Genomic DNA, 25,873 nt, shown 5'->3' with positions numbered 1-25,873 from the left:
AGATGGCGGCGGTCCCGGGGCAGGGGGCGCTGGGATGGCAACAGGACGTACGGGCGACGGCCGCGGCCGGCTCGGCAGCGCGCTGTCGGGTCTGGCCGTGGCCGTCGGCTGCGTGCTCTTCCTCGGCGGCTTCGCCTGGGGTGCCGTGGTCTACCGGCCGTACACCGTGCCGACCGACTCGATGACCCCCACGGTGGGTGCGGGCGACCGCGTTCTCGCCGAGCGCATCGACGGCGACGAGGTGCGGCGCGGGGACATCGTGGTGTTCCGGGAGTCGCGGTGGGGCGATCTGCCGATGGTCAAGCGGGTGGTCGGCGTGGGCGGTGACACGATCGCGTGCTGCGGCGACGGCGGACGGCTCACCGTCAACGGTACGGAGGTGGACGAACCGTATCTGCGCGACGCCGCGGGCCCGGCCTCGCCGAACAGCTTCACGGCCACCGTGCCCGAGGGGCAGCTCTTTCTCCTCGGGGACGAACGGATGGGCTCCCTGGACTCCCGTACGCGTCTGAAGGACCCGGGACAGGGCTCGGTGCCCCGCGCGGCCGTGGAGGCGCGCCTGGACGCCGTGGCCTGGCCGCTGAGCGGCGGCGTGCTGGAGCGGCCCGAGGGTTTCGCGGAGCTCCCCGGTGGCGTCTCCCGGTTCGGGCCCGTCAAGCTGATCCTCGGGGTGGTGGCGGCGGGCGCGCTGCTGATCTTCGGCGGGGCGGCGTACGGGCCGGTGGCGCGGCGCTTCTCGCGCGGGAGCCGAGGGAAGGTGACGGCGGATGCCGGATGAGGAGTACGAGGCGGGCGCGTGGACCGGGGGCCGGGTGCGAGGCTACGGCGGCCGTGCGGGTGGCGCCGGGGGCCCCGGGAGCGGGCCGGGCGGTGCGCCGGGGGCCGGAGCCAGCGGTGGTTCCGTGGGCTCCGGGAGCCTCGTGAGCGGTTTCGGAGATCTCGGCAGCGGTTCCGGGAGCGGGCTGAGGAAGGTCGCTCGGGTCGTGCTGCTCGATCCGCGGGACCGCATCCTGCTGATGCACGGGTACGAGCCGGCGAATCCCGCCGACTCCTGGTGGTTCACCCCCGGGGGCGGCCTGGAGGGCGCCGAGACCCGGGAGGAGGCCGCGCTGCGGGAGCTGGCGGAGGAGACCGGGATCACGGACGTCGAGCTGGGACCGCTGCTGTGGCGGCGGACCTGCTCGTTTCCCTTCGACGGGCGCCGCTGGGAGCAGGACGAGTGGTACTTCCTCGCCCGTACCGAGCAGACCGGGACGGCCCCGCTCGGGCTGACGGAACTGGAGCGGCGCAGTGTCACGGGCCTGAGGTGGTGGACCTCCGCCGAACTCTCCTCGGCGCGTGAGACGGTGTACCCGACCAGGCTCGCCGAGCTGCTGCGCACGCTGCTCGACGAGGGTCCCCCGCATACGCCGGTGGTCCTGGCCCCGGAAATCGCCTAGGGGCAGGAGGGGCTGGCGCACAATGGGGGGACGCACGGCTGAAGGGGAACATGCCATGAGCGCCGAGGACCTCGAGAAGTACGAGACCGAGATGGAGCTGAAGCTCTACCGGGAGTACCGGGACGTCGTCGGGCTGTTCAAATACGTGATCGAGACCGAGCGCCGCTTCTATCTCACCAATGACTACGAGATGCAGGTCCACTCGGTCCAGGGCGAGGTCTTCTTCGAGGTGTCGATGGCGGACGCCTGGGTCTGGGACATGTACCGGCCGGCCAGGTTCGTCAAGCAGGTGCGCGTTCTCACCTTCAAGGACGTGAACATCGAGGAGCTGAACAAGAGCGATCTCGAACTTCCGGGTGGCTGAGTTGTCCACAAGCGACGGGTTGTCCACCAAGATCCACAGATGAGTGGCGGACCCGTCACAGTCGGTGCCAGGAGGTGGTGCCGACATGAACGCGACGGGGGCACTGGGGCGGTACGGCGAGGAGTTGGCGGCGCGGCTGCTGACCGAGGCCGGGATGACGGTTCTCGCGAGGAACTGGCGCTACGGAAGAGCCGGTGAGATCGACATCGTCGCCCGCGACGGCGACACGGTGGTGGTCTGCGAGGTCAAGACCCGCAGGGCGGGCACGTTCGAGCATCCGATGGAGGCGATCACCCCGGCCAAGGCCGAGCGGCTGAGACACCTCGCCGGGGGCTGGCTGGAGCGACACGGCGGGGCGCCTCCCGGAGGAGTGCGCATCGATCTGGTGGGCGTCGTGGTGCCCGCGCGGGGCGCGCCCGTGATCGAGCATGTGCGGGGGGTGGCGTGATGGGGTTCGCGCGGGCCTGCTCGGTGGCGCTGGTGGGCGTCGAGGGCGTGGTGGTGGAGGTCCAGGCGGACCTGGAGCCGGGGGTGGCCGCGTTCACCCTGGTGGGGCTGCCCGACAAGAGCCTGGTCGAGAGCCGTGACCGGGTCAGGGCGGCGGTGGTGAACTCGGGCGCCGAGTGGCCGCAGAAGAAGCTCACGGTCGGGTTGAGCCCGGCGTCCGTGCCCAAGAGCGGAAGCGGGTTCGATCTCGCGGTCGCGTGCGCGGTGCTCGGGGCGTCGGAGCGCATCGATCCCGGGGCCATCGCCGATCTGGTGCTGATCGGGGAGCTGGGACTGGACGGCAGGGTGCGCCCGGTGCGCGGAGTGCTCCCCGCCGTGCTCGCCGCGGCCGAGGCCGGATACCGGCAGGTGGTCGTTCCCGAGCAGTGCGCCGGTGAGGCCTCCCTCGTGCCCGGGGTCTCGGTGCTCGGTGTGCGGAGCCTGCGGCAGCTCATCGCCGTGCTCAGCGATGAGCCGGTCCCGCATGAGGAGCCTTCCTCCGGTGGGCCGGACCCCATGCTTTCCGGGCTGCTGGTGCCGGGGGCCGGAGTGGGCACGGGGTTGGCGACGACGGCGGGGGAGGGGCCCGATCTCGCCGATGTGGCGGGGCAGCACCTGGCGCGCCGGGCGCTGGAGGTCGCCGCCGCCGGCGGCCACCATCTCATGCTGTTCGGGCCACCTGGGGCGGGCAAGACCATGCTCGCGGAGCGGCTGCCGGCGGTGCTGCCGCCGCTGAGCCGCCAGGAGTCCCTGGAGGTCACGGCCGTGCACTCGGTGGCGGGTATCCTGCCGCCCGGCGAGCCCCTGGTGCGTACACCGCCCTACTGCGCGCCGCACCACTCGGCCACCATGCCCTCGCTCGTCGGCGGTGGGAACGGGCTGCCCAGACCGGGGGCGGTGTCCCTGGCCCACCGTGGGGTGCTCTTCCTCGACGAGGCACCCGAATTCTCGGGCAAGGTCCTGGACTCCCTGCGGCAGCCGCTGGAGTCGGGGTACGTGGTGGTCGCCCGGAGCGGGGGCGTGGTCCGGCTGCCGGCCCGTTTCCTGATGGTGCTCGCCGCGAACCCCTGCCCGTGCGGTCGGCACACACTGCACGGAGCGGGATGCGAGTGCCCGCCGTCGGTGATCCGGCGCTACCAGGCCCGGCTGTCCGGGCCCCTGCGCGACCGGGTCGATCTGCGGGTGCGGGTGGAGCCGGTCAATCGCGGGGACCTGCTCTGCCGGGGCGGCCGGGGCGAGACCACCGCGGTGGTCGCGGCCCGTGTCCACGAGGCCCGGCAGCGTGCGGCGGCCCGGCTCCGGGACACCCCGTGGACCCTCAACAGCGAAGTGCCGGGCCATGAACTGCGGACGCGCTGGCCCGTGGCCCCGGGGGCCCTTGCCGTCGCGGAGGGCGATATGGAACGGGGGCTCCTCACGGCGCGCGGCCTGGACCGGGTGCTGCGGGTGGCCTGGACGGTCGCCGATCTCGCCGGGCGGGACCGGCCCGAGGCGCACGACGTGGAGCTCGCCCTGGAGCTGCGGACGGGTGTCTCACGCGGTGCGCCCGCGCCGGTCGGCGGCGGCGCAGGAGGTGGCTGATGGGCGGCGGGACGGGAGACCCGGACACGGCCGATGGCCGGAGCCGGGGCCTGGGCAAGAGACTCGATGACGCGGAGCGGATCGCGCGGGCGGCGCTCACGAGGGTGATGGAGCCGGGTGACGAGCGCGGCGGCCGGTGGCTCGCCGAGTTCGGGGCCCGGGAGCTGCTGGCGCGCCTCACCACACCCGACACCGACGGCGCCGGCCTCCCCGGAGCCGGCCCACGGCGGCTCGTGGGATACCGGACACGGGCGGCCGCCGCCGACCCCCACCGCGATCTGGCCGCGATCGCGGCCGCCGGAGGCCGCTTCATCTGCCCGGGAGACGGGGAGTGGCCCACCCAACTCGATGACCTCGGAGCCGCCAGACCTGTCGGGCTGTGGGTCAGAGGCCGCTCGGACCTGCGGAAATGGGCACTGCGATCGGTTGCCGTCGTCGGTGCGCGGGCGTGCACACCGTACGGGGCGCACATGGCGGCCACCCTCGGCAGCGGCCTCGCGGAACGGGGGTGGGTCGTGGTGTCCGGAGCCGCCTTCGGCGTCGACGGGGCGGCGCACCGGGGCGCGCTCGCGGCGGATGGTGCCACCGTCGCCGTGCTCGCCTGCGGCGTGGACGTCGCCTATCCCCGCGGTCACGCCGAGTTGATCGGGCGCATCGCGGAACAGGGACTGGTCATCGGGGAGTTGCCGCCGGGCGACCACCCCACGCCCAGCAGATTCGTCCTCAGGAACCGGGTGATCGCCGCCCTCACCCGGGGCACGGTGGTCGTGGAGGCGGAGTACCGCAGCGGCTCGCTGGTCACCGCGCGCGCCGCGCTCAGGCTGGGCCGGTACACCATGGGGGTGCCCGGACCGGCGACCAGCGGACTGTCGGCGGGCGTGCACGAACTGCTCCGGGGCGAGGGAGTGCTGGTCACCGATGCCGACGAAGTGGCGGAGCTGGTCGGGGAGATCGGCGAGCTGGCACCGGCCCGCCGGGGGCCGGTCCTCCCGCGGGACCTCCTGGACCCCCTCAGCAAACGGGTCCTCGAAGCACTCCCGGCGCGCGGCGCGGTCGACGGCGCACACCTCGCCCGCGGCGCGGGAACCACCACCGACGACGCTCTCGGCAGGCTCTACGAACTGCACGCGCTGGGGTTCGTCGAACGGTTGGGGGACTGCTGGCGGTTGACGCGTCAAGCGAATCGCGGAGCGAAGGCACGGCGAGGCGGTTCTTGATTTGGAGCATTCGGGTGAAAAAGTGATGGGGGTGACCTTCGCGGTGCTGCCGGAGACACCGGGAGGGCCGGTGTGTGCCGTGCCGGCGCCGGTTCGACGGACCGGCCGACGACCGGAATCCCGCACGGGGTCGCCGCCCGTCCTTCGCCCACCGCATCCACACAGTCACGCTACGCTCACCACCTCCGGCCAAGATGCTCGCCAGCTCCCCCGAGTTCCTCCCGCACCGAGTCCCCCTCACAGCAGAACGGCTCAAGGCAACGCATGCCCCAGCACACCTCCGGGTCTGATCGCGCGGCAGTGCCCCCCGCTGCCCGTGGTGCCGCGCGGCCCCCCGCTCCCTCGTCGCTAGAGGAGTTGTGGCAGTCGTACAAGACCACGGGGGACGAGCGGCTTCGTGAGCAGCTGATCCTGCACTACTCACCGCTGGTGAAGTACGTGGCGGGCCGGGTCAGCGTCGGGCTGCCGTCCAACGTGGAGCAGGCGGACTTCGTCTCCTCCGGGGTGTTCGGACTTATCGACGCCATCGAGAAGTTCGACATCGAGCGGGCCATCAAGTTCGAGACCTACGCCATCACCCGGATCCGCGGGGCGATGATCGACGAACTGCGCGCCCTCGACTGGATCCCGCGTTCCGTCCGCCAGAAGGCCCGGGCCGTGGAGCGCGCCTACGCCACCCTCGAAGCGAAGCTGAGGCGTACCCCCTCCGAAGGGGAGGTCGCCTCCGAGATGGGCATCGGGATCGACGAACTGCACGCGGTCTTCAGTCAGTTGTCCCTGGCGAACGTTGTCGCCCTGGAGGAACTGCTCCATGTGGGCGGTGAGGGCGGCGACCGGCTCAGCCTGATGGACACCCTGGAGGACACCGCCGCCGACAACCCGGTCGAGGTCGCCGAGGACCGGGAACTGCGGCGGCTGCTCGCCCGCGCGATCAACACCCTCCCGGAGCGTGAGAAGACCGTCGTCACCCTCTACTACTACGAGGGGCTGACCCTCGCGGAGATCGGGAACGTGCTCGGGGTCACGGAGAGCCGGGTCAGCCAGATCCACACGAAATCGGTGCTTCAGCTGCGGGCGAAGCTCGCCGACGTGGGCCGCTGACCCCTGTTCCCGGCCTGCCTCTTGCGCGGCATCCGTAAAGTGGAGACGTGCCCAGGATTCGAGCGGCCTCCGTGGCCGAGCACCGGACCATGCAGCGCGACGCCCTGCTCGACGCCGCGCGTTCCCTCCTGTCCGAGGGCGGTACGGAGGCGCTGACCTTCCCCGCCCTCGCCGAGCGCACGGGCCTGGCCAGGTCTTCCGTGTACGAGTACTTCCGCTCCCGGGCGGCGGTCGTCGAAGAGCTGTGCGCCGTCGACTTCCCCGTCTGGGCGGCGGAGGTCGAGGCCGCGATGGAGCCGGCCACGACGCCCGAGGGCAGGGTCGAGGCGTATGTGCGCCGACAGCTGGACCTCGTGGGCGACCGGCGCCACCGGGCCGTCGTCGCCATCTCCGCCGGTGAGCTGGACGACCGGGCGAGGGAGAAGATCCGCGCCGCGCACGGCGGGCTGATCGCCATGATCGTCGAGGCGCTCGGCGAGCTGGGTCATGAGCAGCCCCGCCTGGCGGCGATGCTCCTCCAGGGCGTGGTGGACGCCGCGGTGCGCCGTATCGAACTCGGCGCGGCGGAGGAGCCGGACGTGATCGCGGAGGCCGCCGTCGCCATGGCCCTCCGGGGCGTCGGCTCCTGACCCCGGGCCCGGCGCCCGCGCGTGCGGGGACCCCGGGCAGGAGCCCCGGCGGACACCAGGGGCTCGTCCCGTCGCCTGCGCGTGCGGGGACCCCGGGCGCGGGGTGACCCGTTGTGCCTCGGGACGCGCGCAGCAGGCCGTATCGGGTCACCCCGGCCACCGCCGCGAGCAGGGCCGTGTGGAGCCCGTGGCGCACTCCCGCCGGGCCGGAGACGGAAGCGGCCGGCCGCAGGCCGTCTCGCGGGCCGTCCTGAAGCGGAGGAGTGCCCGTCACCGGGAGCAGCCGGGACGGCGGCCGGCGCAGCAGCCCCGGCGGCAGCAGCGAGAGCGGGTCCAGATAGTCGGTGCCGCGCAGCAGCCCCCAGTGCAGGCAGCCCGTGGCGCAGTGTGACGGTCCGGGCTCGACGCGCGCCACCGGCCGTCCGGCCTCCACGTCCGTACCCACCGGGAGCAGTGGCACCACCGGTTCGTAGGTGACGCGCAACGGAGGGTCACCCGGGCCGGTGAGAGCGATCGTGAGCACCCCTCGCCCCGCGACCCGGCCGGCGAACAGGATCCGCCCGGCGGCCACCGCGCGCACATCCGTGCCCGGTGGTGCGGCCAGATCCACACCCCGGTGCCCAGGGCCGTAGGGCGACGAGGGCGCCTCCCAGCCGCGCACGATCGCCGGCCGTGGCGGGCCCACGGGCCAGCTCCGGCCCTCGGCGGCGCCGTCCCCCGCTCCGGGGTCCTTCCGCCCCCGTACCTGCCTCTGCCCCGCCGTGTCTCCCCGTGCCGCCGGATCCATCCGCCCCGCCGGGCCTCCCTGGTCCGCCGTATCCGCCTGGGCTGCCTGAGCCCCCGGTGCCACCTGAGCCGCCGGTGCCGCACGATCCTCCCGCGCCGGCGGTGGCCCGGCCGCTCCGCCGTCGCCCGGGCCCGTCCCGTGACGTACGGCAGCCCGGTCCCAGGGGACCGGCCCTCCCGGGTCCCGGGAGGCCGCGGCGGCCACCGCCGCGGCCGGAACCCCGGCCGCAGCGCCCACCACGGTCAGGAGGACGACCAGGACCCCCACAAGGGCAGCGGTCCGCCCCTTGCCCGGGACCTGGCGCACCGCCGGAACCCTGTGCACGGGCCCGTCCGGGACCCGGCCCGGGGCGGGGGCGCCGTGCAGGCCCGGGACCAGGGGCAGGACCCGGCCGCCCGGGGCCGGGCTCCTTCCCGAAGCGGTGATCCTGAGGGCGGCGAGGGCCCCGCACATGCCCCGGGTCCAGTGCACGGACGGGACCCGGCCGAGGGCGGGGACCCCGCCCGTCGTCAGGGCCCGGCGCGCGGGCCGTACCGTGCCCGTGGTGACGGCTCCCCGCATCGGCGGCGCCGGGATCGGAGCCAGGACCCCGCCCGCCGACGCGAAAGCGCCTGCGGGCAGGGGCCGGGAGGGAAGCGGTACCGGTGGGGCGGGACGAGTGATGCGGTGCATGCACAGACCGTCCCGCACAGTCGCCAACCGAGTGGATCATGCTCCGGATCTGTGGAGTACCCACCGGTTGTGGACAGCGCCGTCACCCGCCGCCGCCAGGGTCCCGTACACTTCTTCTGGCGATCCGGGTCACCGGGTCGACTTCGCACGCCCCGCCACCGCACACCTCTCAGGTCGGTGGCCGCGCCCCTCGGTCCCTTGCGGCAGGCGCGTCGGGGCGTCAGGACAAACCGAGAATCCAAGGAGATACGGCCATGGCCGTCGTCACGATGCGGGAGCTGCTGGAAAGCGGCGTCCACTTCGGTCACCAGACCCGTCGTTGGAACCCGAAGATGAAGCGCTTCATCTTCACGGAGCGCAACGGCATCTACATCATCGACCTGCTCCAGTCGCTGTCGTACATCGACCGCGCCTACGAGTTCGTCAAGGAGACCGTCGCCCACGGCGGCTCCATCATGTTCGTCGGCACCAAGAAGCAGGCCCAGGAGGCGATCGCCGAGCAGGCGACCCGCGTGGGTATGCCGTACGTCAACCAGCGCTGGCTCGGCGGCATGCTGACCAACTTCTCCACCGTCTACAAGCGTCTGCAGCGCCTCAAGGAGCTTGAGCAGATCGACTTCGAGGATGTGGCCGCCTCCGGTCTCACCAAGAAGGAACTGCTGGTCCTCTCCCGCGAGAAGGCCAAGCTGGAGAAGACCCTCGGCGGTATCCGCGAGATGCAGAAGGTGCCGAGCGCCGTCTGGATCGTGGACACCAAGAAGGAGCACATCGCCGTCGGTGAGGCGCGCAAGCTCCACATCCCGGTCGTCGCGATCCTCGACACCAACTGCGACCCCGACGAGGTCGACTACAAGATCCCCGGCAACGACGACGCGATCCGCTCCGTCACCCTGCTCACCCGGGTGATCGCCGACGCCGTCGCCGAGGGCCTCATCGCCCGTTCCGGCGTCGCCACCGGCGACTCCAAGCCGGGTGAGAAGGCGGCCGGTGAGCCGCTCGCCGAGTGGGAGCGCGACCTTCTCGAGGGCGACAAGAAGGCTGACTCCGAGAACGCTGCCGACGCCGCGCCCGCTGCCGACGCCGCTGACGCCGCGCCTGCTGCCGAGAAGCCGGCCGAGGCTCCGGCCGCCGAGGCCCCCGCCGCTGCCGAGGCCCCCGAGGGCGAGGCGGAGAAGCCCGCCGCGGACGCCGAGCAGGGCTGAAGACCGCACAGCTCCGGCAGGTGAGGACGGCGGGGGACGGTGCCACAGGCACCGGCCCCCGCCGCTCACCCGTAGGTCGGCCGAGGATCTCCGGCGGACCTTCGACTTTCGACCGTTTCGAGAAGAGACTCAAGGACATGGCGAACTACACCGCCGCTGACGTCAAGAAGCTCCGCGAGCTGACCGGCGCCGGCATGATGGACTGCAAGAAGGCGCTGGACGAGGCCGACGGCAATGTCGACAAGGCCGTCGAGCTGCTGCGCGTCAAGGGCCAGAAGGGCGTGGCCAAGCGCGAGGGCCGCAACGCCGAGAACGGCGCCGTCGTCTCCCTCATCTCCGAGGACAAGACCTCCGGCGTTCTGCTGGAGCTGAAGTGCGAGACGGACTTCGTCGCCAAGGGCGACAAGTTCCAGGCCGTGGCCAACACGCTCGCCCAGCACGTCGCCGCGACCTCCCCGGCCGACCTCGACGCCCTGCTCGCCTCCGAGATCGGGGCCGGCAAGACCGTTCAGGCGTACGTCGACGAGGCCAACGCCAACCTCGGCGAGAAGATCGTCCTCGACCGCTTCGCGCAGTTCTCCGGCGCGTACGTCGGCGTCTACATGCACCGCACCATGCCCGACCTTCCGCCGCAGGTCGGCGTCCTGGTCGAGCTGGACAAGGGCGGCGACGAGGCCGCCGCCATCGCCAAGGACGTCGCCCAGCACATCGCCGCCTTCGCGCCGAAGTACCTCACCCGTGAGGACGTTCCGGCCGATGTCGTCGAGCAGGAGCGCCGGGTCGCCGAGGCCACCTCCCGCGAGGAGGGCAAGCCCGAGGCCGCCCTCCCGAAGATCGTCGAGGGTCGCGTCAACGGCTTCTTCAAGGAGGTCACCCTCCTCGACCAGCCGTTCGCCAAGGACAACAAGAAGTCCGTCAAGAAGGTCCTGGACGAGGCCGGTGTCACGCTGAAGCGCTTCGCGCGCATCCGCGTCGGCGCCTGAGCGGACGCGCCAGGTACGCGTAGAACGCCGGAAAGCGACGCGCCGGGTACACGGAGTACGCGGGCGGTGGCGCGAGTACGGCGAGTACGCGATCGATCCGGGAGCCCGATAGGGTTTCTCACGCAGTCATCGGCCGCGTGAGCCCCAAGGCGGCACAACTGCCTTGAAGCGCCGGACGACCGCAGATCTGACGAGGAGGCCATTGCCGACAGGGACATCCAGCACCCACCGGCAATGGCCTTCCTCGTATGTGCACGAGGAGATCTCCATGAACAAGGGCGCGGACGCCAACCAGGCTGCCGGCGACAACAGCGACCACGACGGGAAGCACGACGTGAAGAATGCCGGACGCTTCATGCTGAAGCTCTCCGGTGAGGCGTTCTCCGGAGGCGGGGGACTGGGCGTCGACCCCGATGTCGTCCACGCCATCGCCCGCGAGATCGCGGCGGTCGTGCGCAGCGGCGCCCAGATCGCGGTCGTCATCGGCGGCGGCAACTTCTTCCGCGGCGCCGAGCTCCAGGTCCGCGGAATGGACCGGGCCCGCTCCGACTACATGGGCATGCTCGGCACCGTCATGAACTGCCTCGCCCTCCAGGACTTCCTGGAGAAGGAGGGCATCGACTCCCGGGTCCAGACGGCCATCACCATGGGCCAGGTCGCGGAGCCGTACATTCCGCTGCGGGCCGTGCGCCACCTGGAGAAGGGCCGTGTGGTCATCTTCGGCGCCGGAATGGGCATGCCGTACTTCTCCACCGACACCACCGCCGCCCAGCGGGCCCTGGAGATCGACGCCGAGGCCCTGCTGATGGGCAAGAACGGTGTCGACGGTGTCTACGACTCCGACCCGAAGACCAACCCCGACGCGGTGAAGTTCGACGCCCTGGAGTACGGCGAGGTAATCGCCAGGGACCTCAAGGTCGCCGACGCCACCGCGATCACCCTCTGCCGTGACAACGCCCTCCCGATCCTGGTCTTCGAACTCCTCACCGAGGGCAATATCGCGCGAGCCGTACGGGGTGAGAAGATCGGCACGCTCGTGAGCGACCAGGGCACCCGGGCCTGAACTCCGGGGGGTGTCCGAGGGTGTCCGGGGACGGACGCGCGAGGATATCCGGGATAGACAAAGTCCTGCCGGTCGGACACCGTGCAGGAAAGACGCGACACAGGTTCCGCCCGACCGGATAGTTGCACGCCGGGCCTACTCAAGACACGCAGGAGCAAGTGGTGATCGAAGAGACCCTCCTCGAGGCCGAGGAGAAGATGGAGAAGGCCGTCCTGGTCGCCAAGGATGACTTCGCCGCGATCCGCACCGGACGTGCGCACCCGGCGATGTTCAACAAGATCGTGGCTGACTACTACGGTGCGCTGACCCCGATCAACCAGCTGGCCTCGTTCTCGGTGCCGGAGCCGCGCATGGCGGTGGTGACCCCGTTCGACAAGACCGCGCTGCGCAATATCGAGCAGGCGATCCGCGACTCCGACCTCGGCGTCAATCCGAGCAACGACGGCAACATCATCCGGGTGGTGTTCCCCGAACTGACGGAGGAGCGCCGCCGCGAGTACATCAAGGTCGCCAAGGGCAAGGCCGAGGACTCGAAGATCTCGATCCGCGCCGTGCGCCGCAAGGCCAAGGAGACCATCGACAAGTTCATCAAGGACGGCGAGGTCGGCGAGGACGAGGGCCGCCGCGCGGAGAAGGAGCTCGACGACACCACCGCGAAGTACGTGACGCAGGTGGACGAGCTGCTGAAGCACAAGGAAGCCGAGCTGCTCGAAGTCTGATGAACGACTCTTCCTGGGGGGCCCCGAGGAGGGCCGACTACGTCGGAGGCGGGGGCCCGCCGGACCAGCGCCTCGTCTCGGCGGGTCCCGCGTACGATCAGCATGACGCACAGCAGACTCGGCCCATGCCCATCGTGCCGGACTTCCCCGACGCAGGTAGAGACGCCGAAGACCGTGGTGGCCGCGACAATCGCGACCGCCGTCAGGTCCGTGACGATCGTGACAGCGACCGGGGGGCCGCTCGGCTGAGCGGCCCCCTGTTCCGCGACGAGCATCCGCAGGAGCCCATGCCCAGCCCGCAGCCGGCCCCCGAGCCGGAGCCGCCGAAGAGGAAGCGGGCCGGCGGTGGGGCCGGCCGCGACAGAAAGCGGGCAGGCCGTGATCTGCGGGCGGCCATAGCGGTCGGCGCCGGTCTCGGCGTGGTCATCGTCGCCTCGCTCTTTGTCGTCAAGGCACTGTTCGTGGGCGTCATAGCGGTCGCCGTCGTGGTCGGGCTGTGGGAACTCACCTCACGGCTGGAGGAGCGCAAGCAGATCAAGGCCCCGCTGGTGCCGCTCGCCGTGGGCGGCGCGGCGATGGTGGTCGCCGGATACGCGCGCGGCGCGGAGGGCGCGTGGGTCGCCATGGCCCTCACGGCGCTCGCCGTCCTGGTCTGGCGGATGACGGAACCGCCCGAGGGGTATCTCAAGGACGTCACCGCGGGGATCTTCGCCGCGTTCTACGTGCCGTTCCTCGCGACGTTCGTGGCCATGATGCTCACGGCGGACGACGGTCCCGAGCGGGTGCTCACCTTCCTGCTGCTCACCGTGGTCAGCGACACCGGCGCGTACGCGGTGGGCTGGCGCTTCGGCAAGCGGAAGCTCGCCCCCCGTATCAGCCCCGGGAAGACCCGGGAGGGCCTGCTCGGCGCCGTGGGCTTCGCGATGGCCGTGGGCGCCCTGTGCATGCAGTTCCTCATCGACGACGGCACCTGGTGGCAGGGCCTGCTGCTCGGCCTCGCGGTCGCGGCCAGCGCCACCCTCGGCGACCTCGGCGAGTCGATGATCAAGCGGGACCTCGGGATCAAGGACATGGGCACGCTGCTGCCCGGCCACGGCGGCATCATGGACCGGCTGGACTCGCTGCTGCCGACGGCCCCGGTGGTCTGGCTGCTGCTGGTGATCTTCGTCGGTAGCGGCTGACCGAGGCCGCCGGCCGGACCCGGTACTCTGGAAGGGCGTGTCGCCGGACGGCGGCGCGCCCTTTCTGCCCCGCGGCCGCGGGGGTGGTCCGGTGAGGTCCCCGGGCTTCGGTATCACACCGGTGTTCCGCGTCGACGCGGGGTACCGGCACCGTTCACGAGGAGTATCCGCTCATGGCCCCCGCCCCGGGAGAGCTCACGTTCATCGCGCCCCGCGGAGCGAAGAAGCCACCGCGTCACCTCGCCGATCTCACACCCGCCGAGCGCCGGGACGCCGTCGCCGCGATCGGCGAGAAGCCCTTCCGTGCCAAGCAGCTCTCCCAGCACTACTTCGCGCGGTACGCGCACGACCCCGCGCAGTGGACGGACATTCCGGCCGCCGCCCGGGAGAAGCTCGCCTCCGAACTGCTGCCGGACCTGATGTCGGTCGTACGGCACATCTCCTGTGACGACGACACGACCCGTAAGACCCTGTGGCGGCTGCACGACGGCACCCTCGTCGAGTCCGTGCTGATGCGGTACCCGGACCGGGTCACGATGTGCATCTCGTCCCAGGCGGGCTGCGGGATGAACTGCCCGTTCTGCGCCACGGGACAGGCGGGGCTCGACCGCAATCTGTCCACCGCCGAGATCGTGCACCAGATCGTCGACGGGATGCGCGCGCTGCGTGACGGCGAGGTGCCCGGCGGCCCGGCGCGGCTGTCGAACATCGTGTTCATGGGGATGGGCGAGCCCCTCGCCAACTACAAGCGGGTCGTGGGCGCGATCCAACGGCTCACCGATCCCGAGCCGGACGGGCTCGGCATCTCGCAGCGCGGGATCACCGTCTCGACGGTCGGTCTGGTGCCCGCGATGCTGCGCTTCGCCGACGAGGGCTTCAAGTGCCGTCTCGCCGTGTCGCTGCACGCGCCCGACGACGAGCTGCGCGACACCCTCGTTCCGGTCAACACCCGCTGGAAGGTACGGGAGGTCCTGGACGCCGCCTGGGCGTACGCGGACCGGTCCGGCCGCCGGGTCTCCATCGAGTACGCGCTGATCCGCGACATCAACGACCAGGGCTGGCGCGGTGACCTGCTGGGCCGCCTGCTCAAGGGCAAGCGGGTCCACGTCAATCTGATCCCGCTCAATCCGACTCCGGGGTCCCAGTGGACCGCGTCCCGGCCCGAGGACGAGAAGGCGTTCGTCGAGGCGATCGCCGCCCATGGCGTACCGGTGACCGTGCGGGACACCCGGGGGCAGGAGATCGACGGGGCGTGCGGACAGCTCGCCGCGACCGAGCGCTGACCTCGGCCCCGGGGCCGGTCTCCGGGATCGGCCCCGTACCGGCACCCCCACACCGCCTCTGCCACCGCACCGGCCCGCGGTACGGCCCACGGTGCGGCCCGCGGACCGGGCCACCCGTACCGGTCACTCGTACCGGCACCCCGTGCCCGGACGCGCCCCGAGCGGACAAATGACCCGCACCTGACATCGCGCGCTCCCGGCCTTGTACTCTGGGCTCGAACACGTGCATGCATCCGACAGGGGAGCGCCACAGCGCTGAGAGTGCGGTACCCATCAGACCGCAGACCCTCTGAACCTTGCCCAGGTCATTCTGGGTAGGAAGTTCGGTCGTAACTCAAGCTGTTGCGCCCTGCCCGGATTCTCGTCAGAGGACCGGGCAGGGCCGCGTCTCTTCCTGGCCACCCCCAGGAGGAATGATCCAGTGAGCACCACCAGGAAGATCACGGTCGCCGCGCTGGCCGCCGCGCTCGGCGTCACCACCCTCACCGCCTGTGGCGGGGAGACGAAGGACTCGCCGTCCGGCGGAGCCGAAGGACCGAAGGCGAAGACCGTCACGCTGGTGACGCACGACTCGTTCGCCGCGTCCGGCTCCGTGCTCAAGGAGTTCACCCGGGAAACCGGTTACACCGTCAAGGTGCTCAAGAGCGGTGACGCCGGAGAGGCGCTCAACAAGGAGATCCTCACCAAGGGCTCCCCGCAGGGCGATGTCTTCTTCGGCGTCGACAACACCCTCCTCTCGCGCGCCCTCGACAACGGGCTGTTCACCCCGTACGAGGCCAAGGGGCTGGCGGAGATTCCGCGGGCGGTGCAACTCGACGGCGACAAGCACCGGGTGACGCCCGTCGACACGGGCGACATCTGCGTCAACTACGACAAGAAGTACTTCGCCGACAGGAAGCTCGCACCGCCGCAGTCCTTCGACGATCTGCTCAAGCCCGCGTACAAGAACCTGCTCGTGACCGAGAACGCCGCCACGTCGTCCCCCGGCCTCGGCTTCGTCCTCGGCACGGTGGCACGCTACGGCGAGGGTTCCTCCCAGGGCGCGGACGCCGGGGGGTGGCAGGGCTACTGGAAGAAGCTCAAGGCGAACGGCGTCAAGGTCGTCAGCGGCTGGGAGCAGGCGTACAACGAGGAGTTCTCCGGCTCGGCGGGCGGCAGGAAGGCCAAGGGCGACCGGCCGCTCGTCGTCTCGTACGCCTCCAGCCCGCCGGTCGAGGTCCTCTACTCGGACCCGCAGCCGGCCGAGGCGCCGACCGGGGTCGCCACCGGCACCTGCTTCCGTCAGATCGAGTTCGCCGGGCTGCTGAAGGGCGCGAAGAACGAGGACGGCGGCAAGGCGCTGCTGGACTTCATGGTCTCGAAGAAGTTCCAGGAGGACATGCCGCTGAACATGTTCGTCAACCCGGTGGTGGAGGGGGCGAAGCTGCCGGAGCTGTTCACCCGCTTCGGGGCCGTGGTCGACAAGCCGGGCACCATCGCGCCCGACAGGATCGCCGACAACCGGGAGCAGTGGATTCAGTCGTGGTCCTCGCTCGTCGTGAAGTAGCGGTGGCGGAGCCCGGCCGCGTCCGGGACATCCGCGGAAGCGCGGTAAGGCTCGGCCTGATGGCCGTGCCCGCCGTGTTCTTCGCCGTGTTCTTCGCCTACCCCGTCGTCTCCATCGTCGGCCGCGGCCTGGAGGCCGACGGGGTCTGGCGGTTCGGCCGGATCGGCGAGGTGCTCGGCCGCGACGACATCCAGGGCGTGCTCTGGTTCACCTCCTGGCAGGCGCTCGCCTCCACGGCGCTCACCCTGCTGATCGCGCTGCCCGGCGCCTATGTGTTCGCCCGCTACGAGTTTCCCGGCAAGGGGCTGCTGCGGGCGGTGGTGACGGTGCCGTTCGTGCTGCCGACCGTCGTCGTCGGCACCGCCTTCCTGGCCCTGCTGGGGCGCGGCGGGCTGCTCGACGACCTGTGGGGCATCCGCCTCGACACCACCGTGTGGGCGATCCTGCTCGCCCACGTCTTCTTCAACTACGCCGTCGTCGTACGGACCGTGGGCGGGCTGTGGTCCCAGCTCGACCCGCGGCAGGAGGAGGCGGCGCGGGTCCTGGGCGCCGGGCGCCTCGCGGCCTGGCGGAAGGTCACCCTCCCGGCGCTCGCGCCGTCCGTGGCGGCGGCCGCCCTGATGGTCTTCCTCTTCACCTTCACCTCCTTCGGGGTCGTACAGATCCTCGGCGGACCCTCGTACGCCACGCTGGAGGTGGAGATCTACCGGCAGACCGCGCAACTGCTGGACCTGCGGACGGCCGCCGTCCTGACCCTCGTCCAGTTCGCGGCCGTCGGGAGCGTACTCGCCGTGCACGCCTGGACCGTACGGCGGCGGGAGACCGCGCTGAGACTGGTGGACCCGGCCGGAACCGCCCACAGGCCGCGCGGCGTACGGCAGTGGGCCCTGCTCGGCGCGGTGCTCGGCACGATCACGCTGCTGCTGGTGGTCCCGCTCGCCGTCCTGGCCGAACGCTCGCTCAGCACCCCCGGCGGCTACGGGCTCGACCACTACCGGGCTCTCGCCACGATCGACGAGCGCGGTGGGGTCTTCCTCGTGCCGCCCCTCGACGCCGTCGGGAACTCCCTGCGGTACGCGCTGGTCGCGACGCTGATCGCGGTGGTCGTCGGCGGGCTGGCCGCGGCGGCGCTGACCCGCCGCGCCGGGCGGCTGGCCCGGGGCTTCGACGCGCTGCTGATGCTGCCGCTCGGGGTGTCGGCCGTGACGGTCGGGTTCGGCTTTCTGATCACCCTGGACGAGCCTCCGCTGGATCTGCGGTCGTCCTGGATCCTGGTGCCGCTCGCGCAGGCCCTGGTCGGGGTGCCCTTCGTCGTACGGACGATGCTGCCCGTCCTGCGGGCGGTCGACGGACGGCTGCGCGAGGCCGCCGCCGTGCTGGGGGCGTCACCGCTGCGGGTGTGGCGGGAGGTCGATCTGCCGCTGGTGCGGCGGGCGCTGCTGATCGCCGCGGGCTTCGCCTTCGCCGTGTCGCTCGGTGAGTTCGGCGCGACCGTGTTCATCGCCCGCCCCGACCATCCGACCCTGCCGGTGGCGGTGGCGCGGCTGCTGGGACGGCCGGGGGAAGTCAACTACGGGCAGGCGATGGCCCTGAGCACGATCCTGATGGCGGTGTGCGCGGGCGCGCTGCTGTTGCTGGAGAGAATCCGCGTCCGCACCACCTCTGCCGGGGAGTTCTGATGGCCCTGCTCGAACTCGATGATGTGACCGTACGGTTCGGGGCGCGCACGGCGCTCGACGCGGTGGATCTGGAGGTCGCCGAGCACGAGATCGTCTGTGTGCTCGGGCCCAGCGGCAGCGGCAAGTCCACCCTGCTGCGGGTCGTGGCCGGGCTCCGGCGCGCGGACCGGGGCCGGGTGCTGCTCGCGGGCGCCGACCAGTCGGGCGTGCCGGTGCACCGGCGGGGCGTCGGCCTGATGTTCCAGGACCATCAGCTCTTCCCGCAGCGCGACGTCGGCGGCAATGTCGCCTTCGGGCTGCGTGTGCGCGGCACCGGGCGGGCCGAACGGGAGCGCCGTGTCGCCGAACTGCTGGACCTGGTGGGCCTGCCGGGCGCCGGTCGCCGCGCGGTCGCCGCACTCTCGGGCGGGGAACAGCAGCGGGTCGCGCTGGCGCGGGCGCTGGCCCCGGAGCCCCGGCTGCTGATGCTGGACGAGCCCCTCGGCCAGCTGGACCGGGGCCTGCGGGAGCGGCTGGTGGTGGAGCTGCGGGAGCTGTTCGGCAGGCTGGGCACGACCGTGCTCGCCGTCACCCACGACCAGGGCGAGGCGTTCGCGCTCGCCGACCGGGTCGTCGTGATGCGGGACGGCCGGATCGCGCAGGCCGGAGCGCCGCTGGAGGTCTGGCAGCGGCCCGCGGACGAGTTCGTGGCGCGTTTCCTCGGTTTCGACAATGTGGTGGCCGCGACGGTCAGCGGGGGCGCGGCGGCCACGGTGTGGGGGAAGATCCCCGTACCGGACGGCACCCGTGACGGGGAGTGCAGGCTGCTGGTACGGCCCGCGGGCGTACGGCTGACGGATGCGGCGGACGGGCTGCGCTGCACGGTCGAGGGGCGTACGTTCCGGGGGCATCACGTGGCCATACGGCTCAGGCCCTCCGGCGGGCCGCCCCTGGAGGCGGCGGCCGGGCTGCGGGACGCGCCGGAGGCGGGGGCCGAGGTGGGAGTGGTCTTCGCCGCCGACGACGTGGTGGTGCTGGGCTGACACGGGCCCCGGGGGCGGGGCGGCCACCCGGTGGGCAGGGCCGGACAGCCGGCGGCCCCGGGGCACCCGCTCCCGGGCCGGTGCGTCAGGGCACCCGTACGAGAAGCACCTGGCCACGGGCCGTCAGCGGCCGGGCGTCCACCGGGCTGCGGACCCAGTCGGCCAGGGCGTACCGGCCGCTTTGCAGGGGCATCCGCAGGGTCACCTCACGGCCCGGCGTCAGCGGTGTGCAGCCGAGCGCTCACGAGAAGTCGACCGGCGGCGGACCGGGCCTGCCGCCGAAGAAGGCCACGGTGCCGGCCTCGGTGACTCAGTCGTCGGGGACGGGGTAGAGCCGGGCCCCGTTCACCTGCTCGTGCATGGCGTTCACCTAGCGCAGGGGCCCGTCGGCGAGGATCCGGCCGCGCAGGGCGAAGCGGGGCGAGCCGGTCGGGGCGTCGTACGCCGTCACGGTGGCGCACGGGCGGTGCGCCGTGCCGGCCGGGCCGTCGGCTGTGACGGTGAGTCCCCGGACGTACTCCTGGCCGGGCAGCGGATCGCACGGTGCGGCGGATCACCAGGGCGCCGGTGACCGTCTCAGTCCCTCGCGCACGCCGCCGCGATCGCCAGGCTGTCCTCGACGATCAGATAGCGGATGATCAGGCCGTCCCGGACCGTCACCCGCATCACGAAGGGCGAGCGGAAGACCTTGCCCGTCGTGGTGACCGTGCCCATGAGCCGGCCGCTGATCATCGCCTCCTCGCCGTCCACGACGACCGCGTCCACGGAGCACCCCTCCGGGACCGGCACCTGGCCCTCGGCCAGCTCGCGGAAGTGGGCGGCGACATCGGCCCGGGTCGAGCGGGGGCGGATCCAGGGGACGGTCGGGTTCTCCGCGATGTGCCAGTCGACCTTCTCCGCGAACAGGTCGGCCACGCGCTCGGGCGAGCCCTCCTGGATCCGGGCCAGCAGTTCCCCGACGGCGGCACGGGTGGAGGCGGTGGCGGTCGCGGTGCCCGCCGCGGTGCCTGCTGTGTCCGTAGTGCTTGCCGTGTCCGCGGTGTTTGCGGTGGTCCGGGCGGTGAGGGCGGTGTCCGGTGCGGTGGTCATCTTCTCGTCCCCTTCGAGCGGCGGCTACGGGGACGATCCTGCGCGGGAACGGGACGACGGTCGATTACCCGCGAGGTAATGCCCACCGCACGCGGACTCCTCAGCCCTTCAGCGGGACCGCCGCCAGCGTTGCCACCGCCCAGGTCAGCGGTGTGAAGACCAGCAGCAGGACCGCCACCCGGAGCACGGCGGCGGACCGCAGCGCTCTGGCGGGGGCGCCCAGCCGCCGCAGGTGCTGAACGGTGGCCGCCCTGGCCGCCCGGGCCTCCAGCGCGGTGATCAGCAGAGTGGCCGTCGTACAGGCGACGACCAGCGCCGCGCCCAGGCCGGTCAGCGGGCCGAAGGGGCGCGAGCCCGCGTCGTACAGCGTCCAGGCCGCGATCACGGCGGAGGCGACCGCGCACACCACGCCCAGCGGGCGGCCGATCCTGAGGGACTCCTCCATGAGGACGCGGCCCGCCAGCAGCCGGAGGGCGCCGGGCCGGAACATCTGGAGGAGACGGCCGCAGAAGTGGGTCAGCGCGGGGCCCGCGAGCGCGAGGCCCATGGCGGTGAGCGCCCAGCCCACGAGGACGCCCACGGGGTTCGCGTCGAGCTCGCCGGGCAGGGGGAGCGAACCGCCGGCGTGGGTGCGGCCCGCGTACGTTCCGATCGCCAGGCCCGCCGCCGTCAGCGCGCAGCCCCAGGGCAGGCCCCCGGGCGCGCTCACGGGTTCGGCCGGTCCGCCGGAGTCGGCGGGCTCGGGCGAGGCGGGGCGCGTTCGCAGGGTGAGCGCCGCCGCCACCGTCGCGGCGAGCGGCGCCAGCGCCAGCAGGGTCAGCGCGGCGGCGAGCGGGAGGGGCTCGTCGGCGGCCAGCAGTTCGGCCGCCGCGCCGTCGAACGGGAGGCCCGTCAGATCGCCGCGCAGATGGAGGAAGAACAGCAGCGCGACCATGCTGCCGAGGGTGCCGGACACGGCAGTGGAGGACGCCGCCAGCAGCGCGAGCCGTCCGGGGCCCAGCCCGACCGCCGACAGACCGGAACGCGGGCGGGTGCTCGGATCCGTACGCGCCACGGCGACGGCGAAGTGCACCGTCGCGGCGAGCGGGATCAGACACCACGACAGCCGCAGCAGCGAAGCCGACGACTCACCGGGGTGGGCGAGCGCGTACGTCAGAGCGCTCAGGAGGAGAAAGCCGACCCCCGCCGATGCCGCCGCGACCATCAGCCGGCGCAGCAGGATCAGGGGGTGGGCGCCACGGGCTAGGCGGAGAGCGAGCACTCGGCCCGCCCTTCCGCGTCGGCGGCCGCCAGCGAGCTGACGCGGCGGCCGTCCACCAGTGTCACCATGCGGTCGGCGAGCGCCGCCACCTCCGGGTCATGGGTGGCGAGCACCACCGTGATCCGGTGCGAACGGGCCGCGGCCAGCAGCGTACGCAGCACGTGTGCGCGGTCCGCGCGGTGCAGGGTCGCCGTGGGCTCGTCCGCGAACAGCACGGCCGGCTCGGCGACGAGCGCTCGCGCCGTCGCGGTCCGCTGGCGCTGCGCCTGGGTCAGGGCGTACGGGCGCTGTTGGGCGTACGCGTCGATGTCGAGGCGCTCCAGCCACTCCAGGGCGGCGGTCTTGGCGCGCCGCCGGGGGGTGCCGCACAGCAGCAGCGGCAGGGCCGCGTTCTCCCACACGGTCAGCTCCGGTACGAGGAAGGGCTCGGGACCGATCCAGCCGAAGCGCTCCCGGCGCAGCCGCTCGCGGTGGAGCGCCGACAGGGTGTGCACGGGTGAGCCGAGGAAGCACACCTCGCCCTCGTCGGCCACGAGCTGCCCCGACAGGCAGCGCAGCAGTGTCGTCTTCCCACTGCCGCGGGGGCCGCTCACGGCGAGGATCTCGCCCTCGCGCACGCCGAGCGAGACACCCGCGAGCGTGAGAGAGCCGCTGTAGGTGTGGTGGAGCGAGCGTGCCCGGATCACATCGTTGTCCGGTGGGGCCACCATGGCGTGCACCTCGGTTCTGATCAGATCGGTCGTCCCCCGCACGGGGGAACGAGGTCAGGGCTGATCGGTCACTGGGGGTCCCCCCACGCCCGTTATGGCGTAGGGGTAACGCTAGGCAGCCGGATGCGAGGTCCGGGGAAGCACACGGCCCGGGTGCGCTCCATCCACTCGGATGGGCGCACCCGGGCCGTTGCCGGGCTCGGGCGGGGCTTTCGGGAAGCCGTGGTCCCTAAGGCTCTAGAGCTTGGTCCACGCCTCGGTGAGGACGCTCCGCAGCACCTGCTCGATCTCGTCGAACGTCGACTGGTCGGCGATCAGCGGCGGCGCGAGCTGGATGACCGGGTCGCCGCGGTCGTCGGCCCGGCAGTACAGGCCGTTGTCGTAGAGCGCCTTGGAGAGGAAGCCGTAGAGCACGCGCTCGGTCTCCTCGTCCGTGAAGGTCTCCTTGGTGACCTTGTCCTTCACCAGCTCGATGCCGTAGAAGAAGCCGGTGCCGCGGACGTCGCCGACGATCGGCAGGTCGTGGAGCTTCTCCAGCGTGGCCTTGAAGTTCGCCTCGTTGTCCAGCACGTGCTGGTTGAGGCCCTCGCGCTCGAAGATGTCGAGGTTGGCGATGCCGACGGCCGCGGAGACCGGGTGGCCGCCGAAGGTGTAGCCGTGCAGGAAGGTGTTGTCGCCCTTGTAGAACGGCTCGGCGATCCGGTCGGAGACGATGCACGCGCCGATCGGGGAGTAGCCCGAGGTCATGCCCTTGGCGCAGGTGATCATGTCCGGGACGTAGCCGAACTTGTCACAGCCGAACGTCGTGCCGAGCCGGCCGAAGGCGCAGATGACCTCGTCGGAGACGAGCAGTACGTCGTACTGGTCGCAGATCTCGCGGACGCGCCGGAAGTACCCGGGCGGCGGCGGGAAGCAGCCGCCGGCGTTCTGCACCGGCTCCAGGAAGACCGCGGCGACGGTCTCGGGGCCCTCGAAGAGGATCTCCTGCTCGATCTGGTCGGCGGCCCAGCGGCCGAAGGCCTCGGGGTCGTCGCCGTGTATCGGGGCGCGGTAGATGTTGGTGTTCGGCACCTTGTGCGCGCCGGGGACCAGCGGCTCGAAGGGCGCCTTGAGCGCGGGCAGACCGGTGATCGACAGGGCGCCCTGCGGGGTGCCGTGGTAGGCGACCGCGCGCGAGATGACCTTGTACTTGGTGTGCTGGCCCTTGAGCTTGAAGTACTGCTTGGCGAGCTTCCAGGCGGTCTCGACCGCCTCGCCGCCGCCGGTGGTGAAGAAGACCTTGTTGAGGTCACCGGGGGCCTCGTTCGCCAGCCGCTCGGCCAGTTCGACGGCCTTGGGGTGGGCGTACGACCACACGGGGAAGAAGGCCAGCTCCTGGGCCTGCTTGTACGCGGTCTCGGCCAGCTCGGTGCGGCCGTGTCCGGCGTTCACCACGAAGAGGCCGGCGAGGCCGTCGATGTAGCGCTTGCCCTTGTCGTCGTAGATGTACGTGCCCTCACCGCGGACGATGGTGGGGACGGGGGCGTTCTCGTACGACGACATGCGGGTGAAGTGCATCCACAGGTGGTCGTAGGCGGACTTTGACAAGTCGCTGCGGTCCTTGCTCACGGCTATCGGGTTCCCCACATGTAGGTCTGCTTCTTGAGCTTGAGGTACACGAAGCTCTCGGTGGACCGCACACCGGGGAGCGCGCGGATCCGCTTGTTGATCACTTCGAGCAGGTGGTCGTCGTCCTCGCAGACGATCTCCACCATCAGGTCGAAGGAGCCCGCGGTCATCACCACGTACTCGCATTCGGCCATGGCGGTCAGCGCTTCGGCGACGGGATCGAGATCGCCCTCGACACGGATGCCGACCATCGCCTGGCGGCGGAAGCCCACGGTGAGCGGGTCCGTCACGGCGACGATCTGCATGACGCCCTGGTCGAGCAGCTTCTGGACGCGCTGCCGTACGGCTGCTTCCGACAGGCCCACGGCCTTGCCGATCGCGGCGTACGGACGGCGACCGTCCTCCTGGAGCTGCTCGATGATCGCGAGGGAAACGGCGTCGATCGTCGGGGGCTGTGCATTCCCGGCGTTCCCGTTCCTGGAGTCTGCGCTTCGGCTGGCCACACCCTCACTGTGCACCGGTAGCGTCCGTCTTGCAAGCCCTGAGCGATGAAATTCGTTGTTGACGGCATCAAATATCACTGAATCCGAAGATGAGGTGGGTCGGGGCTGTCGAAAGCGTCACTCGTGCGTTTAGGCTGGGTGAACCTGGGTGGACCCACCCATTCGGACATCAGACAGGAGGGTGGCCACAGTGACCACCGAGCTGCGTCGTCTGCGCAACTACATCAACGGGGAGTTCCGGGACGCCGCCGACGGGCGGACGATCGACGTCATCAACCCGGCGACCGGCGAGGCGTACGCCACCTCACCGCTCTCCGGGCAGGCGGACGTCGACGCGGCCATGGACGCTGCCGAGGCCGCCTTCCCCGCGTGGAGGGACGTCACCCCGGCCGAGCGTCAGAAGGTCCTGCTCAAGATCGCGGACGCGTTCGAGGAGCGGGCCGAGGACCTCATCGCCGCCGAGTCGGAGAACACGGGCAAGCCGCTGGAGCTGGTCCGCACCGAAGAGGTCCCGCCGATGGTGGACCAGATCCGCTTCTTCGCGGGCGCGGCGCGGATGCTGGAGGGCCGCTCCGCCGGTGAGTACATGGAGGGCTTCACCTCCATCATCCGCCGCGAGCCGGTCGGGGTCTGCGCGCAGGTCGCGCCGTGGAACTACCCGATGATGATGGCCGTGTGGAAGTTCGCCCCGGCGCTCGCCGCCGGCAACACCGTGGTGCTGAAGCCCTCGGACACCACTCCCGCCTCCACCGTCCTGATCGCCGAGATCATCGGCTCGATCGTGCCCAAGGGCGTCTTCAACATCATCTGCGGTGACCGTGACACCGGCCGCGCCATGGTCGAGCACTCCACCCCGGCGATGGCCTCCATCACCGGTTCCGTACGGGCGGGCATGCAGGTCGCGGCCTCCGCGGCCAAGGACGTCAAGCGTGTCCACCTGGAGCTGGGCGGCAAGGCGCCCGTCGTCGTCTTCGAGGACACCGACATCGCCAAGGCCGTCGAGGACATCGCGGTCGCGGGCTACTTCAACGCCGGACAGGACTGTACGGCCGCGACCCGCGTCCTCGTCCAGGAGTCCATCCACGACGAGTTCGTCGCGGCGCTGGCCAAGGCCGCGTCCGAGACGAAGACCGGCGCGCCCGACGACGAGGACGTCCTCTACGGCCCGCTGAACAACGCCAACCAGCTCGCGCAGGTCAGCGGCTTCATCGACCGCCTCCCGGCGCACGCCAAGGTCGAGGCCGGCGGCCAGCGCGTCGGCGACAAGGGCTACTTCTACGCCCCGACCGTCGTCTCCGGCCTCAAGCAGGACGACGAGATCATCCAGAACGAGGTCTTCGGCCCGGTCATCACCGTCCAGTCCTTCACGGACGAGGCGCAGGCCCTGGAGTGGGCCAACGGCGTCGAGTACGCGCTGGCGTCCTCGGTCTGGACGAAGGACCACGGCCGGGCGATGCGGATGTCCAAGGCCCTGGACTTCGGCTGCGTCTGGATCAACACCCACATCCCGCTGGTCGCCGAGATGCCGCACGGCGGCTTCAAGAAGTCCGGCTACGGCAAGGACCTGTCGGCGTACGGCTTCGACGACTACACGCGCATCAAGCACGTGATGACGTCGCTGGACGCGTAGGGCGACGGCGGGCGGGCGCCCGCGCACGGGCGTTCGCCCGCCGGTGTTCCGGTCCCTGAAGGGGGCGGGGTGGTTCCTCCACCTCGCCCCCTTCGTCATGGCGGGGCCTTCCGGCCGC

The 25,873-nt window shown here is 71.6% G+C and carries 23 protein-coding genes, 1 pseudogene and 1 riboswitch; of the genes and pseudogenes, 18 read left to right on the top strand and 6 right to left on the bottom strand.

Features of this window, described 5'->3' with window-relative positions; translation table 11 throughout:
* Nucleotides 1-34 precede the first annotated feature (34 nt).
* From lepB to ACFYT4_RS11790, 8 genes are all read left to right on the top strand, one after another.
* Nucleotides 35-778 carry a signal peptidase I gene (gene lepB, locus ACFYT4_RS11825; protein ID WP_389267414.1) on the top strand — a complete coding sequence of 248 codons (744 nt, stop codon included), beginning with the start codon at nt 35-37 and terminating at the stop codon, nt 776-778.
* 142 nt (nt 779-920) lie between these two features.
* Nucleotides 921-1,439, top strand: coding sequence for an NUDIX hydrolase (locus ACFYT4_RS11820; RefSeq protein WP_389267413.1), 519 nt, complete (start codon nt 921-923; stop codon nt 1,437-1,439).
* Between the two features lie 55 nt (nt 1,440-1,494).
* Nucleotides 1,495-1,803, top strand: a complete 309-nt coding sequence (locus tag ACFYT4_RS11815) for a DUF2469 domain-containing protein (protein WP_003965949.1) — start codon at nt 1,495-1,497, stop codon at nt 1,801-1,803.
* Nucleotides 1,804-1,888: 85 nt separating this feature from the next.
* Complete coding sequence (locus ACFYT4_RS11810) at nt 1,889-2,251, top strand: YraN family protein (protein ID WP_389267412.1); 363 nt, start codon at nt 1,889-1,891, stop codon at nt 2,249-2,251.
* A complete protein-coding gene (locus ACFYT4_RS11805) occupies nt 2,251-3,870 on the top strand; it encodes a YifB family Mg chelatase-like AAA ATPase (RefSeq protein ID WP_389267411.1) in 1,620 nt (539 codons plus the stop codon). The genes ACFYT4_RS11810 and ACFYT4_RS11805 overlap by 1 nt, the downstream gene beginning before the upstream one ends.
* A complete protein-coding gene (gene dprA / locus ACFYT4_RS11800; protein WP_389267410.1) occupies nt 3,870-5,087 on the top strand; it encodes a DNA-processing protein DprA in 1,218 nt (405 codons plus the stop codon). The genes ACFYT4_RS11805 and dprA overlap by 1 nt, the downstream gene beginning before the upstream one ends.
* A 264-nt stretch (nt 5,088-5,351) precedes the next feature.
* A complete protein-coding gene (gene whiG, locus ACFYT4_RS11795; RefSeq protein ID WP_389267409.1) occupies nt 5,352-6,188 on the top strand; it encodes an RNA polymerase sigma factor WhiG in 837 nt (278 codons plus the stop codon).
* A 71-nt stretch (nt 6,189-6,259) separates the two neighbouring features.
* Entirely contained in the window at nt 6,260-6,817 is a 558-nt protein-coding gene (locus ACFYT4_RS11790; RefSeq protein WP_389267530.1) for a TetR/AcrR family transcriptional regulator, read from the top strand.
* 388 nt (nt 6,818-7,205) lie between these two features.
* Here ACFYT4_RS11790 and ACFYT4_RS11785 read toward each other — a convergent pair.
* Nucleotides 7,206-7,604: pseudogene (locus ACFYT4_RS11785) on the bottom strand (peptidoglycan DD-metalloendopeptidase family protein); the annotation flags it as partial.
* Between the two features lie 926 nt (nt 7,605-8,530).
* On the opposite strand from ACFYT4_RS11785, the gene rpsB reads away from it, so the two are divergent.
* The 9 genes from rpsB to ACFYT4_RS11740 all read left to right on the top strand — a co-directional run bounded on the left by rpsB (nt 8,531) and on the right by ACFYT4_RS11740 (nt 18,954).
* Nucleotides 8,531-9,478 carry a 30S ribosomal protein S2 gene (gene rpsB / locus ACFYT4_RS11780; RefSeq protein WP_389267408.1) on the top strand — a complete coding sequence of 316 codons (948 nt, stop codon included), beginning with the start codon at nt 8,531-8,533 and terminating at the stop codon, nt 9,476-9,478.
* Between the two features lie 137 nt (nt 9,479-9,615).
* On the top strand, nt 9,616-10,461 hold the full coding sequence (gene tsf, locus ACFYT4_RS11775; protein ID WP_389267407.1) for a translation elongation factor Ts: 846 nt from the start codon (nt 9,616-9,618) through the stop codon (nt 10,459-10,461).
* A 268-nt stretch (nt 10,462-10,729) separates the two neighbouring features.
* Nucleotides 10,730-11,524 (top strand): UMP kinase, encoded by a 795-nt coding sequence (gene pyrH / locus ACFYT4_RS11770; protein ID WP_389267529.1) that lies wholly within the window; start codon nt 10,730-10,732, stop codon nt 11,522-11,524.
* Between the two features lie 161 nt (nt 11,525-11,685).
* The gene (gene frr / locus ACFYT4_RS11765; protein WP_389267406.1) at nt 11,686-12,243 is read left to right on the top strand and encodes a ribosome recycling factor; all 558 of its coding nucleotides are present in this window, start codon (nt 11,686-11,688) and stop codon (nt 12,241-12,243) included.
* Nucleotides 12,243-13,424, top strand: a complete 1,182-nt coding sequence (locus tag ACFYT4_RS11760; protein ID WP_389267405.1) for a phosphatidate cytidylyltransferase — start codon at nt 12,243-12,245, stop codon at nt 13,422-13,424. Before frr ends, ACFYT4_RS11760 begins: the two co-directional genes overlap by 1 nt.
* 173 nt (nt 13,425-13,597) lie before the next feature.
* A complete protein-coding gene (gene rlmN, locus ACFYT4_RS11755; RefSeq protein ID WP_389267404.1) occupies nt 13,598-14,707 on the top strand; it encodes a 23S rRNA (adenine(2503)-C(2))-methyltransferase RlmN in 1,110 nt (369 codons plus the stop codon).
* A gap of 228 nt (nt 14,708-14,935) precedes the next feature.
* A riboswitch (TPP riboswitch) is annotated at nt 14,936-15,046 on the top strand.
* Nucleotides 15,047-15,128: 82 nt separating this feature from the next.
* Nucleotides 15,129-16,253 carry a thiamine ABC transporter substrate binding subunit gene (locus ACFYT4_RS11750; protein ID WP_389267403.1) on the top strand — a complete coding sequence of 375 codons (1,125 nt, stop codon included), beginning with the start codon at nt 15,129-15,131 and terminating at the stop codon, nt 16,251-16,253.
* A gap of 59 nt (nt 16,254-16,312) precedes the next feature.
* A complete protein-coding gene (locus tag ACFYT4_RS11745) occupies nt 16,313-17,932 on the top strand; it encodes an ABC transporter permease (protein ID WP_389267528.1) in 1,620 nt (539 codons plus the stop codon).
* The gene (locus ACFYT4_RS11740; RefSeq protein ID WP_389267402.1) at nt 17,932-18,954 is read left to right on the top strand and encodes an ABC transporter ATP-binding protein; all 1,023 of its coding nucleotides are present in this window, start codon (nt 17,932-17,934) and stop codon (nt 18,952-18,954) included. Before ACFYT4_RS11745 ends, ACFYT4_RS11740 begins: the two co-directional genes overlap by 1 nt.
* 576 nt (nt 18,955-19,530) lie before the next feature.
* Here the strand turns inward: ACFYT4_RS11740 and ACFYT4_RS11735 are convergent.
* The 5 genes from ACFYT4_RS11735 to ACFYT4_RS11715 all read right to left on the bottom strand — a co-directional run bounded on the left by ACFYT4_RS11735 (nt 19,531) and on the right by ACFYT4_RS11715 (nt 24,140).
* A complete protein-coding gene (locus ACFYT4_RS11735) occupies nt 19,531-20,043 on the bottom strand; it encodes a nuclear transport factor 2 family protein (RefSeq protein ID WP_389267401.1) in 513 nt (170 codons plus the stop codon).
* Between the two features lie 100 nt (nt 20,044-20,143).
* Nucleotides 20,144-21,304 (bottom strand): hypothetical protein, encoded by a 1,161-nt coding sequence (locus ACFYT4_RS11730; protein ID WP_389267400.1) that lies wholly within the window; start codon nt 21,302-21,304, stop codon nt 20,144-20,146.
* Nucleotides 21,286-22,014: an ABC transporter ATP-binding protein gene (locus tag ACFYT4_RS11725; protein WP_389267527.1), complete on the bottom strand. Its 729-nt coding sequence runs from the start codon at nt 22,012-22,014 to the stop codon at nt 21,286-21,288. The genes ACFYT4_RS11730 and ACFYT4_RS11725 overlap by 19 nt, the downstream gene beginning before the upstream one ends.
* Before the next feature lie 237 nt (nt 22,015-22,251).
* Nucleotides 22,252-23,640, bottom strand: a complete 1,389-nt coding sequence (locus ACFYT4_RS11720; protein WP_389267399.1) for an aspartate aminotransferase family protein — start codon at nt 23,638-23,640, stop codon at nt 22,252-22,254.
* Nucleotides 23,625-24,140, bottom strand: a complete 516-nt coding sequence (locus tag ACFYT4_RS11715; protein WP_389267398.1) for an Lrp/AsnC family transcriptional regulator — start codon at nt 24,138-24,140, stop codon at nt 23,625-23,627. Before ACFYT4_RS11715 ends, ACFYT4_RS11720 begins: the two co-directional genes overlap by 16 nt.
* Before the next feature lie 175 nt (nt 24,141-24,315).
* Here ACFYT4_RS11715 and ACFYT4_RS11710 point away from each other — a divergent pair, with 175 nt between their 5' ends.
* Nucleotides 24,316-25,755: a gamma-aminobutyraldehyde dehydrogenase gene (locus tag ACFYT4_RS11710; RefSeq protein ID WP_389267396.1), complete on the top strand. Its 1,440-nt coding sequence runs from the start codon at nt 24,316-24,318 to the stop codon at nt 25,753-25,755.
* The last annotated feature ends 118 nt before the right edge of the window (nt 25,756-25,873 follow it).

This window comes from Streptomyces sp. NPDC004609 (assembly GCF_042873655.1).
Lineage (GTDB): Bacteria > Actinomycetota > Actinomycetes > Streptomycetales > Streptomycetaceae > Streptomyces.
This window is presented reverse-complemented; position numbering and strand designations above follow the sequence as displayed.

What these genes read in the sequence shown, in the direction of transcription:
- lepB (WP_389267414.1), top strand. Translation starts at nt 35, where the DNA reads ATGGCAACAGGACGTACGGGCGACGGCCGCGGCCGGCTCGGCAGCGCG.
- ACFYT4_RS11815 (WP_003965949.1), top strand. Translation starts at nt 1,495, where the DNA reads ATGAGCGCCGAGGACCTCGAGAAGTACGAGACCGAGATGGAGCTGAAG.
- ACFYT4_RS11810 (WP_389267412.1), top strand. Translation starts at nt 1,889, where the DNA reads ATGAACGCGACGGGGGCACTGGGGCGGTACGGCGAGGAGTTGGCGGCG.
- ACFYT4_RS11805 (WP_389267411.1), top strand. Translation starts at nt 2,251, where the DNA reads ATGGGGTTCGCGCGGGCCTGCTCGGTGGCGCTGGTGGGCGTCGAGGGC.
- dprA (WP_389267410.1), top strand. Translation starts at nt 3,870, where the DNA reads ATGGGCGGCGGGACGGGAGACCCGGACACGGCCGATGGCCGGAGCCGG.
- whiG (WP_389267409.1), top strand. Translation starts at nt 5,352, where the DNA reads ATGCCCCAGCACACCTCCGGGTCTGATCGCGCGGCAGTGCCCCCCGCT.
- rpsB (WP_389267408.1), top strand. Translation starts at nt 8,531, where the DNA reads ATGGCCGTCGTCACGATGCGGGAGCTGCTGGAAAGCGGCGTCCACTTC.
- tsf (WP_389267407.1), top strand. Translation starts at nt 9,616, where the DNA reads ATGGCGAACTACACCGCCGCTGACGTCAAGAAGCTCCGCGAGCTGACC.
- pyrH (WP_389267529.1), top strand. Translation starts at nt 10,730, where the DNA reads ATGAACAAGGGCGCGGACGCCAACCAGGCTGCCGGCGACAACAGCGAC.
- ACFYT4_RS11760 (WP_389267405.1), top strand. Translation starts at nt 12,243, where the DNA reads ATGAACGACTCTTCCTGGGGGGCCCCGAGGAGGGCCGACTACGTCGGA.
- rlmN (WP_389267404.1), top strand. Translation starts at nt 13,598, where the DNA reads ATGGCCCCCGCCCCGGGAGAGCTCACGTTCATCGCGCCCCGCGGAGCG.
- ACFYT4_RS11745 (WP_389267528.1), top strand. Translation starts at nt 16,313, where the DNA reads ATGGCCGTGCCCGCCGTGTTCTTCGCCGTGTTCTTCGCCTACCCCGTC.
- ACFYT4_RS11740 (WP_389267402.1), top strand. Translation starts at nt 17,932, where the DNA reads ATGGCCCTGCTCGAACTCGATGATGTGACCGTACGGTTCGGGGCGCGC.
- ACFYT4_RS11735 (WP_389267401.1), bottom strand. Translation starts at nt 20,043, where the DNA reads ATGACCACCGCACCGGACACCGCCCTCACCGCCCGGACCACCGCAAAC.
- ACFYT4_RS11725 (WP_389267527.1), bottom strand. Translation starts at nt 22,014, where the DNA reads ATGGTGGCCCCACCGGACAACGATGTGATCCGGGCACGCTCGCTCCAC.